General features: G+C 67.2%; 13 protein-coding genes. 6 read left to right on the forward strand and 7 right to left on the reverse strand.

Features of this window, described 5'->3' with window-relative positions:
* Positions 1–51: 51 nt before the first annotated feature.
* The 5 genes from K7711_RS13790 to K7711_RS13810 are packed head-to-tail and all read right to left on the reverse strand — an operon-like array spanning position 52 to position 4,547.
* Positions 52–480: a nuclear transport factor 2 family protein gene (locus K7711_RS13790; protein ID WP_222969494.1), complete on the reverse strand. Its 429-nt coding sequence runs from the start codon at positions 478–480 to the stop codon at positions 52–54.
* Positions 477–1,349: a TIGR03619 family F420-dependent LLM class oxidoreductase gene (locus K7711_RS13795; RefSeq protein ID WP_222969496.1), complete on the reverse strand. Its 873-nt coding sequence runs from the start codon at positions 1,347–1,349 to the stop codon at positions 477–479. Before K7711_RS13795 ends, K7711_RS13790 begins: the two co-directional genes overlap by 4 nt.
* On the reverse strand, positions 1,346–2,512 hold the full coding sequence (locus K7711_RS13800; RefSeq protein ID WP_222969498.1) for a thiolase family protein: 1,167 nt from the start codon (positions 2,510–2,512) through the stop codon (positions 1,346–1,348). Before K7711_RS13800 ends, K7711_RS13795 begins: the two co-directional genes overlap by 4 nt.
* On the reverse strand, positions 2,509–3,540 hold the full coding sequence (locus K7711_RS13805; RefSeq protein ID WP_222969500.1) for a thiolase family protein: 1,032 nt from the start codon (positions 3,538–3,540) through the stop codon (positions 2,509–2,511). Before K7711_RS13805 ends, K7711_RS13800 begins: the two co-directional genes overlap by 4 nt.
* Positions 3,541–3,548: 8 nt before the next feature.
* The gene (locus K7711_RS13810; protein WP_222969502.1) at positions 3,549–4,547 is read right to left on the reverse strand and encodes a Zn-ribbon domain-containing OB-fold protein; all 999 of its coding nucleotides are present in this window, start codon (positions 4,545–4,547) and stop codon (positions 3,549–3,551) included.
* Positions 4,548–4,625: 78 nt separating this feature from the next.
* Between K7711_RS13810 and K7711_RS13815 the strand changes: the two genes are divergently transcribed.
* The 4 genes from K7711_RS13815 (at position 4,626) to K7711_RS13830 (ending at position 9,896) form a co-directional block, all read left to right on the forward strand.
* Positions 4,626–5,660, forward strand: a complete 1,035-nt coding sequence (locus K7711_RS13815; protein WP_222969504.1) for an LLM class F420-dependent oxidoreductase — start codon at positions 4,626–4,628, stop codon at positions 5,658–5,660.
* Between the two features lie 305 nt (positions 5,661–5,965).
* Positions 5,966–7,618: an acyl-CoA synthetase gene (locus tag K7711_RS13820; protein WP_222969506.1), complete on the forward strand. Its 1,653-nt coding sequence runs from the start codon at positions 5,966–5,968 to the stop codon at positions 7,616–7,618.
* Positions 7,619–7,717: 99 nt separating this feature from the next.
* On the forward strand, positions 7,718–8,698 hold the full coding sequence (locus tag K7711_RS13825) for an aldo/keto reductase (protein ID WP_222969508.1): 981 nt from the start codon (positions 7,718–7,720) through the stop codon (positions 8,696–8,698).
* Positions 8,699–8,906: 208 nt separating this feature from the next.
* On the forward strand, positions 8,907–9,896 hold the full coding sequence (locus tag K7711_RS13830) for a sigma-70 family RNA polymerase sigma factor (protein WP_222969510.1): 990 nt from the start codon (positions 8,907–8,909) through the stop codon (positions 9,894–9,896).
* A gap of 6 nt (positions 9,897–9,902) precedes the next feature.
* Here the strand turns inward: K7711_RS13830 and K7711_RS13835 are convergent, their stop codons facing one another.
* Positions 9,903–10,319: a VOC family protein gene (locus tag K7711_RS13835; protein ID WP_222969512.1), complete on the reverse strand. Its 417-nt coding sequence runs from the start codon at positions 10,317–10,319 to the stop codon at positions 9,903–9,905.
* A gap of 63 nt (positions 10,320–10,382) precedes the next feature.
* The gene (locus K7711_RS13840) at positions 10,383–10,961 is read right to left on the reverse strand and encodes a TetR/AcrR family transcriptional regulator (RefSeq protein ID WP_222969514.1); all 579 of its coding nucleotides are present in this window, start codon (positions 10,959–10,961) and stop codon (positions 10,383–10,385) included.
* A gap of 96 nt (positions 10,962–11,057) precedes the next feature.
* Here K7711_RS13840 and K7711_RS13845 point away from each other — a divergent pair, with 96 nt between their 5' ends.
* Both K7711_RS13845 and K7711_RS13850 read left to right on the forward strand, forming a co-directional pair.
* Entirely contained in the window at positions 11,058–11,966 is a 909-nt protein-coding gene (locus tag K7711_RS13845) for an aldo/keto reductase (protein WP_222969516.1), read from the forward strand.
* Between the two features lie 63 nt (positions 11,967–12,029).
* A complete protein-coding gene (locus K7711_RS13850; protein ID WP_222969518.1) occupies positions 12,030–12,197 on the forward strand; it encodes a hypothetical protein in 168 nt (55 codons plus the stop codon).
* The last annotated feature ends 58 nt before the right edge of the window (positions 12,198–12,255 follow it).

Genomic DNA, 12,255 nt, shown 5'->3' on the forward strand with positions numbered 1-12,255 from the left:
CGACGAGCCTTACAGTGCCGAAAACCCGCCGCAGCGAAGCGGAGGCCAAATTTACAGCGGGCGGATGGTGCGCATTGCGCGGTCGGTTTCCCAATAGGCGCGTAAGGCGGCGATCTTGCCGTCGTCGTCTACGCGGTACGTGAAAACGCCTTCGGCATCGATGATCTGGCCGCCGATGTGGGTGCGGATGAGGCCGGTGTAGGCCACCTCGCTACCGCAGGCGAAGGAGTCGCCGAAGACGAACTCGATGGACTCGGTCGCGGCGATCGCCTTGTCCCAGAACGCCGAAATCGCGTCCCGGCCGCGGTGACCCTTACCCTCGGGGTCGAAGCCGGAGGGGCCGATCGGGTCCTCGACGATGCCGTCCGCGGCGAACAGGTCGAGCCAGGCCTCCTTGTCGCGGGCGCGGACCGCCGACTGCGAGGCGCGCCCGGCCCGGCGGGCAGGATGTTCGTCCTGCCCGCTTCCCGCCGTGCTCATTTCGACCCCTGGATGTACTGATCGGCGAAGCGGCGCAACGAATCCTGTTTGGCCGAGAGTTCGGAATCGAAGCCGAGGCCGTCGAAGATCCACGGGACCACGATGGAGTCGGTGACCCCGGCGGCGGCCAGCTCCTCGTAGCCCGACTTGCCGAAGCGGTCGATGCAGACCACCTGGATCTCGAACGGGTCCGCGGCCCGGCCGTACTCGGCGCGCAGCTTGGTCAGTTCGGCGATGGTGCTGACGATATCGTCGTATTTCATCATCGCCGAGGTCCAGCCGTCGCCCACCCGGGCGGCCCGGCGCAGGGCCGGACCGGTGTGCCCGCCGATGTAGAACGGCACCGGCGCGGTGGGCGCGGGGCTCATCTGCAGCTTGTCGAAATCGTAGAACTCACCGTGGAATTCGACCATCCCGCCGCCCAGGACGAGCTTGATCACGTCGATCATCTCGTCCACGCGCGCGCCGCGGCGGGCATAGGGCACCCCGCACCACTCGAATTCCTCGGGCGCCCAGCCGATCCCGACGCCGAAGCCGAATCGGTTGCCGCTCATGGCCGCGACCGATCCCACCTGACGGGCCAGCAGCACGGGATTGCGCGAACCCAGTTTGAGCACGTTGGTGTAGAAGTGGATCTTCTCGGTGACCGCGGCCATCGCCGTCGCGCCGATCAGCGGATCCACCCACGGCGTGTCCGGGCCCCAGAAGCGGTTGCCGTCGGGGGTGTACGGATACTTCTCCGACTGGGATTCCATGTAGAACAGCGAATCCGGTAGCGCGATACTCGAAAACCCGCACTCCTCGGCCGTTTTCGCGAGCTCGGGCAGCTGCTCGAGCGGGCTCATCGCGATTCCGACGGTGAATTTCACGGCTGCTCGCTCCCGACCACCCACATCGAGAAGTACTGCGACCCACCGCCGTACGCGTGGCCGAACGCCTTGCGGGCGTTCTCCACCTGGTAGTCGCCCGCGCGTTCCATGACCTGCTTGGCCGACTCGGCGAAGCGGATCATGCCCGACGCCCCGATCGGGTTGGAGCTGAGCACGCCACCGGACGGGTTGACCGGCAGCTTGCCGCCGATGCGGGTCTCCCCGGCGTCGGTCAGCTTCCAGCCCTCACCCTCGGCGGCGAAGCCCAGGTTCTCCAGCCACATCGGCTCGAACCAGGAGAACGGCACGTAGATCTCGGCGGCGTCGATCTCCTCGACCGGGTTGGTGATCCCGGCCTGCTTCCACAGCGCGGCCGAGGCGTCCTTACCGGCCTGCGGGCTCACCTGGTCACGGCCGGAGTAGGCCAGCGGTTCGGTGCGCATCGCGGTGCCGTGCACCCACGCGACCTTCTTGCCCGACGCCTCGGCTGCGCGGGCGGAGGTCTCGTCACCGAAGACGATCGCGCACGCGCCGTCGGAGGAAGGGCAGGTCTCGTCGAAACGGATGGGGTCCCAGAGCATCTGGGAGCCCAGCACCTTCTCCAGGGTGATGTCGGCCTGCTGCAGATGGGCCAGCGGGTTGCGGGACCCGTTCAGTCGGTCCTTCACCGCGACCATCGCGCCGATGTGCAAGGGCGCGTTGGTCCTGCGGATGTAGGCGCGCACGTGCGGCGCGAAATATCCGCCCGCACCGGCGCCGACGGGCTTGGTGAACGGAACCGGATTCGACAGCGCCCACATGGCATTGGATTCGGACTGCTTCTCCCACGCCACCGCGAGCACCTTGCCGTGCACACCCGCCTGGACGTGGTTCACCGCGACGATGGCGGTCGAGCCGCCCACCGAACCAGCGGTGTGCACGCGCAGCAGCGGTTTCCCGGTGGCGCCCAAGGCATCCGCCATGAACAGCTCGGGCATCATCGAACCCTCGAACAGGTCCGGCGCCTTGCCGATGACGACCGCGTCGATCTCGGCCATGGTCACACCGGCGTCCTCGAGGGCGCGATCGATCGCCTCGCGGCACATGCCCGACATCGAGACGTCGGAGCGTTTCGTCACATGATGGGTCTGTCCGGTGCCGAGCACCGCGGCGGGGGAACTCATTTGGCCTCCAGGGTGGCGACAAGGTTCTGCTGCAGGGCGGGGCCGCTCGAGGCGTGCGCCAGGGTGCGATCGGCGGTGCCGTTGATGATTGCGGTTGCCGCGTAACCGATCCGCTCGAGTCCGGCGGAGAACATCGGATTACCGGACAGCGCACCGCCGGACGGGTTGATCCGGGTCTTGTCGCCCAGTCCGATGGCCTGCTTCAGGATCAGCTGTTCGTGGCTGTACTGCGCATGCAGTTCGGCCACATCGAAGTCGGCGGAGTTGCCGCCCAGGGCCGCCTTCGTCGCCGCGGTGGTCGAGGGGGAGGTGCTCAGATCGCGCGCACCCAGCATCGGAGTGTCGATGCGGTGGGCGATGCCGGTCAGCCAGGCGGGACGCTCGCAGAGTTCGCGCGCGCGATCCCCGGAGGCCAGCACGATGGCCGCGGCGCCGTCGGTGATCGGCGCGATGTCATGCTCGCGGAACGGATCCGCGACGAACGGCGCGGCCAGGCGCTTGTCGATCTCCGCGTCGTCGGCGGCGTTCACCGCGGCCATGTCGCGTTCGGTCCAGCGTCCCGCGTCCAGTCCCGCGCGGGCCGCCAGCCCGGCCATCGAGACCGCGTCCGGCCACAGCGGGCCGACCAGATACGGGTCGGTCTGCAACGTCAGCACCTGACGCAGGGTGCCGGCCGACGGCTTGCCGAAGCCGTACACCAGGGCCGTATCCACCTGTCCGGAGCGGAGTTTCACGTACGCCTCGTACAGCGCCCAGGCCGCGTCCATCTCCACGTGCGATTCGTTGATCGGCGGTACCGCGCCGATCGAGTCGATCGCCGAGATGAACGAGAATGCCCGTCCGGCAAGGTAATCCGAGGAGCCCGAGCACCAGAAGTCGATATCGGACACGCCGATGCCGAGCTTGTCGTACAGGGTCCGGAAGCAGGGGATGAGCATTTCGACACCGTTGGTGGTGCCGTAGGTCTCCCGGACATGCGGGGCGTGGGCGAATCCCACCACCGCGATGTCGTTCGTGTTGTCGCTCAAGGGTTCTCCTAGAGATGCTGCGAGAAGGACTCGTAGTCGGCGTCGGGTTCGCCGCTGGGTTCGAAGTGGGAGACGTTGTCCAGACCGTCGTAGGTCCACTCCTCGCGGGGTTTCCACACCGCCTTGACCCGCATGCCCATCCGCACCTCGGCGGGGTCGCAGCCGAGCACCAGGTGCAGGAAGGGGATGTCGCTGCCGTCCAGCAGCACGTAGGCGGCCACGTACGGCGGTTTGATGCGCTGGCCCTGGAACGGCACGTTCACGATGCAGAACGTGGTCACGATGCCGTTGTCGGCCAGTTCGACGTAGTCCTCGGTGGGCTCGCCGGTGCGCGGGTCCGCGCCGCGCGGCGGGAAGTACACCTTGCCGTCGCCCGCGCGGGCGCCCAGTAGGCGGCCCTCGGCAATCGCCTTCAGGAACACCGTCTCCTGCGGCGAGGCAGTGTGCTTGTAGCGCAGGTCGATCGGGGTGACGATGCCGGTCACCGGCTCGTCGGCCGCGGCGGATGCGGCGGGCGCCGCGGAGGTGTCACCGGGCTCGAAGGCGGCGATGTCGTGGATGTCGCCGGTGCGTTCGGCGGCCCAGCGCACCCGGACCCGCAGGCCGGTGTGGATCTGCTCGGGGGAGGCGACGTCGACCGCGTGCAGCAGTGCGGTGTCGGCCCCGTCCAGCTTGATCAGCGCCCAGGCGAAGGGGCGATCGAACGGCTGGCCCGGCAGCGGCTCGGCCACCCAGGACCAGCTCTGCACCGTGCCGACATCGGCGACGTCGACGAAATCCGTCAACGGCTCGGCGGTCACCGGATCGTATTCGGCAGGCGGGACGATCACCCGGCCGTCGGAGCCGCGCACGCCGACGACGCGGCCCTCGCGGAGTCCGGTCAGGAATCGCCCGATGGTCGGGCCGACCGATCGGGTGTAGTCGAACTTCATCCGCAGCTCTGCGGCCAGTACTTCGGGAGCAGGTTCCGTTTCCGGACCGCTTCCTTTCGCAATTGTGCCGGTCATGGTGTTTCCCTGAGTCACGATATCGAGTAGAACAGGTTCTTATTCTGGTGACAAGAGTAGCGCCGAGAAGGAGTAGTCATGCGATTCGGGTTACAGCTCGGATATTGGGGCGCGAGCCCGCCGGTCAACGCGGCGCAGGTCGTCACTGCCGCCGAGGAGACCGGATTCGACGCGGTGTTCACCGCCGAGTCGTGGGGTTCGGACGCGTTCACGCCGCTGGCCTGGTGGGGTGCGGCCACGCAGCGGGTGCGGTTGGGCACTTCGGTGGTGCAGATGTCCGCGCGCACCCCGACCGCGACCGCGATGGCCGCGCTGACCATGGATCATCTCAGCGGCGGACGGCACATTCTGGGCCTGGGCGTGTCGGGTCCGCAGGTGGTCGAGGGCTGGTACGGCCAGCCCTTCGCCAAACCGCTGGCGCGCACCCGCGAATACGTCGGGATCGTCCGGCAGGTGCTCGCGCGCGAAGCCAAGGTGACCAGCGACGGAGCGCACTACCCGCTGCCCTACAACGGCCCCGGCGCGACCGGGCTGGGTAAGCCGCTCAAGCCCATCACCCATCCGCTGCGGGCGGATCTGCCGATCTGGCTGGGTGCGGAAGGGCCCAAGAATGTGGCGCTGACCGCGGAGATCGCCGACGGCTGGCTGGCCATCTACTACACCCCGCGACTGGCCGGAATGTACGACGAATGGCTCGAGGAGGGGTTCGCCCGGCCGGGCGCGCGGCGTTCGCGGGAGGACTTCGAGATCGCCGCGAGCTGCCAGGTCGTCGTCACCGACGACGCGCGTGCGGAGATCGACCGGATCAAACCGGTGATGGCGCTGTACATCGGCGGTATGGGCGCGGAGGAACTGAACTTCCACGCCCAGGTCTACCGCCGGATGGGGTACGGCAACGAGGTCGACGAGATCACCAGGCTGTTCCGGTCCGGGCGCAAGGAGGAGGCCGCCGCGGTGGTGCCGGACGAGCTGATCCTGGACACCATGATCGTCGGCGACGAGACGCAGGTCCGCAGCCAGTTGCAGGTGTGGGAGAAGGCCGGGGTGGACATGCTGCTGGTGTCGGCGCGCGACACCGAGCAACTGGCCAAGCTGGCCCCTCTGGTGCTGTAATTTTGGCCTCCGCTTCGCTGCGGCGTGTTCGCGGCCCCCGAAGTCTCACCGGTCGGCCCCGTGTCGGGTACTCGTTCCTCGCACCCGCCACGCGTCCGACCGGCGAGACGGGCCGCGAACTGTGTTGGATTGCCTCCGCTTCGCTGCGGCGGTGCCGGCGTTGTCCGGGGTTGGCGGAACAGGGTGTTCGGGTGTTGCAGGCAGCAAGCTGGTGAGATGGGTCACTCCAGAGTGAAGGCCCTCCAATTAGTAAACCCCGTAAATCAAGTCTTGTCAGGGCCGAGAACACGTTCTATTTTTGTCGTGTGAGCCATAACATAGCGGACCTTGTCGAACACACGATCGACCTCGTGCCGGAGCGCGTCGCGCTGGCCGATGACACCCGCTCGGTGACCTATGCCGAGTTGGAGGATCGGGCCAACCGGCTGGCGCATCATCTGCTGGAGCAGGGTGTGCAACCGGGCGACAAGGTCGGCATCTACTCGCGCAACACCATCGAGGCCGTCGAGGCCATGGTGGCGGTGTTCAAGGCGCGGGCGGTCATGGTCAACGTCAACTTCCGGTACGTCGAGAACGAGCTCCAGTACATCTTCGACAACTCCGATATGGTCGCGCTCATCCACGAGCGGCGCTACACCGACCGGGTGAGTGCGGTGCGGCCGAACACCCCGAAGCTGAAGGCCGTCCTGGTGGTGAACGACGGTACCGAGGACGAGTACCCCCTCGCCACGGATTCGGTGGAATACGAAGCGGCCCTTGCCTCTTCACACGGCGAGCGGGACTTCGGCGACCGCTCGCCCGACGACATCTTCATGATCTACACCGGCGGCACCACCGGCATGCCCAAGGGCGTGATGTGGCGTCAGGAGGACTGGTGGCGGGTGCTGGGCGGCGGCATCAACTTCGTCACCGGCGAGTACATCGAGGACGAGTGGCAGCAGGCCAAGAACGGTGCGGGCGGTCCGCAGATGGTGCGCTACCCGATTCCGCCGATGATCCACGGCGGTTCGCAGGCAGCGACCTTCCACAGCCTGTTCGACGGCGGCAAGGCCATCATGCTTCCGGAGTTCAACGGGCACGGCGTGTGGCAGGCCATCGACCGCCACAACGTGAACCTCATCTTCATCACCGGCGACGCGATGGCGCGCCCGATGCTCGACGCGCTCGAGGCGGGCCACCCGGAAACCGGTGAGTCCTACCAGCATTCGAATCTGTGGGCGATGGCCAGCAGTGCGGCGCTGTTCTCGCCGGCGCTGAAGGACAAGTTCATGGAACACCTGCCCAATACGGTCATCACCGATTCGATCGGCTCCTCGGAGACCGGCTTCGGTGGACTGTCCATCGCGGCCAAGGGCGCCACTCACACCGGCGGCCCGCGGGTGAAGATCGATTCGGCCACAGAGGTTCTCGACGACGACGGCAACCCGGTGACGCCCGGATCCGGCCAGGTCGGCATCCTCGCGCGCAAGGGCCACATCCCGCTCGGCTACTACAACGACCCGGTCAAGACCGCGGCGACGTTCAAGGAGTTCAACGGAACTCGCTACTCCATCCCCGGCGACTTCGCCCGCGTGGAGGAGGACGGCAGCGTCACCATGCTCGGCCGCGGTTCGGTCAGCATCAACAGCGGCGGCGAGAAGATCTACCCCGAAGAGGTCGAGGGTGCGCTCAAGTGCCATCCGGAGGTCTTCGACGCCTTGGTGATCGGCGTTCCGGACGAGCGCTGGGGTCATCGGGTGGCCGCGGTGGTGCAGTGTCGCGGTGCGGCGCGGCCCACGCTGGAGGAGCTGCGTCCGGTTCTCGCGCAGGAGATCTCGTCCTACAAGCTGCCGCGCAGCCTGTGGTTCGTGGACGAGATCAAGCGTTCGCCCGCGGGCAAGCCCGACTACAAGTGGGCGCACGCGCAGGCCGAGGCGCGTCCGGCCGACGAGGAAGCGCACGCTCCCGCGACGAAGTAGTTCCCTTGCGGGCGTGACCGATCCGATCCATCGGAATGCCGATGGATCGGATCGGAAACTCTATTGGTGCGCCGCGAGTCGTCCGGCGACGATGGGGTCATGCAGCAACGCACTCTCGGAAGTTCCGGACCGGTCGTCTCCGCGATCGGTCTGGGTTGTATGGGGTTCTCCCAGGGTTACGGCACCGTGGACGACGACGAGTCGGTGGCGTCCGTGCACACGGCGATCGAGTCCGGGACAACGCTTTTCGACACCGCGCAGAGTTACGGCGGCGGACACAACGAGCGACTGCTGGCGCGGGCGCTGCGCGATGCGGGGCCGGATGTCCGGGTAGCGACGAAATTCGGCATCGTGCGCGGCGAGAACGGTGTGCATCTGGACGCGAAACCCGAACGGGTGCGCGAATATTGCGATGCCTCGCTGGCTCGGCTCGGGCGCGAGGTGATCGATCTGTACTACCTGCACCGGGTCGATCCGGAGGTGCCGATCGCCGAAACCGTCGGCGCCATGGCCGATCTGGTGCGCGCGGGCAAGGTGCGGCATCTGGGTGTGTCCGAGGTGAATCCGGAGCAGCTCGCGCAGGCGGCCGCGGTGCATCCGATCGCGGCGGTGCAGTTCGAATGGTCGATGCTGTGGCGCGAACCGGAGAACGACGTGGTGCCCGCCGCGCGTGAACTGGGTGTCGGGCTGGTGCCCTACAGTCCGCTCGGCCGCGGATTGCTCACCGCGACACTGACTTCCGACACCGTCGCCGCCAGCGATTTCCGGCGCAACGATCCGCGATTCTCCGGGGAGAATCTGGCGAACAATCTGACGCGGGTGGCAGCGTTGCGCGCGCTCGCGGAACGGCTGGGAATCACGCCCGGACAGCTGGCCCTGGCCTGGCTGCTGGCGCAGGGGCCCGATGTGGTGCCGATTCCGGGCAGCCGCCGGGCGACGCGAATCATCGAGAATGTCGCCGCGGCGGCGATCGAACTCGACGCGCAGGATCGGGCCGAACTGGCGAAGATCGTCGCCGCGGGCTGGGCGGGGGATCGGCAATCCTTTGCCGCGCACGGCACCTCGCGATCGGATTCCTAGACCGTCCGGGAGTTCGTGGACCCGCTCCGGGCCGGGGAATCTCTGCACCTGGTCGACTGGGAATTTCCGCTATGCGGAAGTGAGACGGATCACGTTTGAATCGGCGCTGCCCCGGATTCGGGGGTGTTTACTTGTCGGTGGCCTGTGCCAGAGTGTGTGACATGAGCCATCGAATCAGATTCACAGCCGAGCGCTAGCGGGGTCGGGCATGAACCAGACGCGTTCCACCGGCGCCATCGATGAGGTGCTGCAGCAGTTCGAGGGGTATCGGCGGGAGCTGTGCGCTTACGCCTACCGGATGTTGGGGTCCTCGTTCGAGGCCGAGGACGCCGTTCAGGAGGCATTCACCCGGGCATGGAAGTCCTACGCCTCGTTCGAGGGGCGGGCCAGCGTCCGGTCGTGGCTGTACAAGATCACCACCAATGTCTGCCTGGACATGCTCGACGGTCCGCAGCGCCGTGCCCGGCCGATGGACCTGAACGGCCCGTCGAGTCCCAGCAGTCCGATTCCGCCGCCGCAGCCGGACTACGTCTGGATCGAGCCCATCCCCAACGGCCTGGCCTTCGGCGCTGATCCGGCCGAACATGCCACCGCCAAGGATTCGTTGCGGCTGGCGTTCGTGGCTGCGGTGCAACACCTTCCGGCCACCCAGCGCGCGATCCTGATCATGCGTGAGGTGCTGCGGTTCTCCGCCAACGAGACCGCCGACATGCTCACGATGTCACCGGCCTCGGTCAACAGCGCGTTGCAGCGAGCCCGCGCGACCATGTCCAAGGTGCAGCCGGACTCCGCTGACGGCTACGACGAGTCCGACGAGAAGCAACGCCAACTCGTCGACGGCTTCGTCCGCGCATTCGAGGCCTACGACATGGACGCGCTGACCTCCCTGCTGAAAAAGGATGTGGCGCTGTCGATGCCGCCGATCGAGCTGTGGGTCTCCGGTCCCGGCAACATCGCGGAGTTCATGCTCGGTCCGGGTCCGTCGGCCTGCCGCGGTTCCCGCCTGATCCCGCTCGAGGGAGCCAACGGCCTGCCCGCGTTCGGTCAGTACAAGCCGGGGCAGCGGCCGGGTGTGCTCGAGCCGTGGGCGGTCGTCATCCTGGAACTCGACGGCGACGGTATCGGCGGGCTGAACTTCTTCCTCGACACCGAGCGGTTGTTCCCGCTGTTCGGACTGGCGCCGGAGTTGCAGATGTAGGCCGGATCACGCGCCCGGGATGGCCATGCAGAACGGTTCCCACTGATGGCCGTCCGGGTCGGCGAAGGTCCGCCCGTACATGCCGACCTCGCGTTCCTGGGCGCGCTTGTCCACGTTGACCTCCTCGGCGGCCCCGGCGCGCAGGGCCGCGCCGGTGAGGTCGTCGACCTCCTGCGCGCTGCCCAGGGCCAGCGCGTAGATGGATCCGACCGAGGCGGTCGTCTCGGCCAGCGGTCGGCGGGTGAAGGTCTCGAAGAACGGTTTGATCAGCAACATCAGGCAGATGTTGTCGTCGATCACCACGCAGGCGGCGTTGTCGTCGGTGAACTCCTGATTCACCGTCCAACCGAGTGCCGCGTAGAAGCTCTTGGACCGTTCCAGATCGTCGACCGGGAGATTCACGAAGATCATCTTGCTGGCCATATCGGTCCTCTCGCGCACAGTCCTCTGGTTGTCACCTATGTCGACGGGGCGCGGGGTCCGAATTCATCGGGTGGTGCGGCGCTCGACGCGTAGGGCGTCCATCAGCAGGTCCATCATTCGGTCCGCCTGCTCGCGTTGTTCGGGTGCGCCGCAGGCCAGGAAGATCCCCAGCAGGCTGGCGACCACGTCGTGTGCGGGGACGTCCGGGCGCAGGGTGCCCTGGGCTGTGCCCGCGTCGATGAGTTTCTGGACGGCTGTGGACAATTCGGCACGAGCCTCCTCCGCGGTGATCGCGCCGGAGGCGATGACGGCGCGCAGGGCCTCGGCCATCTCGCGCTTGGCGGAGATGTAGTCACCGAAGCGATCCATCCAGCTGCGCAACGCCGCCGCGGCGTCGGGGCCGGTGACCAGGTCGTCGGCGGCCTCGCACAGGCGTCGGCGTTCAGCCCGGTAGACGGCCTCGATCAGATCCTCGCGGGTCGGGAAGTGCCGGTAGAGCGTGCCGATGCCGACTCCGGCCGCGCGGGCGATCGATTCCAGGGAGACCTTGTCGCCCTCGGCGAAGGCGGTTCTCGCGACCTCGAGCAGGCGCTCTCGGTTGCGATGCGCGTCGGCGCGCGGGGCTCGGGTTCTGTTCACCAAGCGGAGGGTCCTCCGTTTCTGCTACGCTCGAACTATGCGGAGGGTCCTCCGTATGGCCGTCGAGTCCACTATCCCACTCAGAACAGGATCACGCAGATGGCAGTCCAATCCGAATTCACCGTCCCCGGCGGCACCGCATCGCTCGGCCCGCGGAACGTCGCCCGGATCGGTTACGGTGCAATGCAATTGACCGACCACGATGGTCGCGACTACGACCGGCAGGCCGGTATCGATATCCTCCGGCGGGCCGTCGAGCTGGGCGTGAACCACATCGATACCGCGCAGTTCTACGGAGCCGGGGCATGCAATGAGCTGATCCGCGCGGCGTTGTCGCCGTATCCGGCGGATCTGGTGCTGGCGACCAAGGTGGGCGCGGTCTACGACGCGGACGTCCGGTTGCTCGCGGCGCAGCGGCCGGAGCAACTGCGTGCCCAGGTGGAGGCCAATCTGGTTGCGCTGGGCGTGGATTCGCTCGGCGTGGTCAATATGCGCCGCGCCGACGTCCCGCCCGGCATCATCGCCGAAGGTGATCAAGTCGTGGACCTGGACGATCAGCTCGCCGAACTGACAGCACTGCGAGATGCGGGCAAGATCGCCGGAATCGGCCTCAGCCACGTCTCCGCTGACCAGTTGCGCCAGGCCCTACCGGCCGGAATCGTCTGCGTGCAGAACCTCTACAGCCTCCTGAACCGCTCCGCCGAACCGGTTCTGGACCTGTGCCGCGCCAACGACATCGCCTGGGTCCCGTACTTCCCTCTCGGCTCGGCCTTCGCGGGTCTGCCCAAGGTCACCGAACATCCAGCCGTCCTGTCCGCCGCCGCCACCCTCGATGCCACCCCCGCCCAGATCGGTCTGGCCTGGCAACTCGCCCACTACACCCACACCCTCCTGATCCCCGGCACGTCCAATCCGGCCCACCTCGACGAAAACCTCGCCGCGGGCTCGGTGCGGCTTCCCGCGGACGTCATCGAAACGCTCGACAACCTCGCCGAGTCCGAGTCGTAGCGCAACTCGCTCGGGAAGGAAACTTGCCGGCCTCGTCCTGTGCGATTCGGTCCCTCTGGAGAAATGGAAGGATCGGATGCCACGCCGCTCGAGGAATCGGATGCCGTGCGCACGCATGCCGACGCGGCGGGAGTCGCGTTGGCCGCGATCAACGAACAAGCGCGCTTGTTCCAGAGCACGGCCGAGCATGTGTTGCGGGTCAGTGCGGAACTGAACCGGGTGCTTACCTGACACGGAAACGAGAACGCCCGCGCCGAACCCGAGGGGAGGGTTCGGCGCGGGCGTTCTG

This window comes from Nocardia coffeae (assembly GCF_019890715.1).
Classification (GTDB): domain Bacteria; phylum Actinomycetota; class Actinomycetes; order Mycobacteriales; family Mycobacteriaceae; genus Nocardia; species Nocardia jiangxiensis.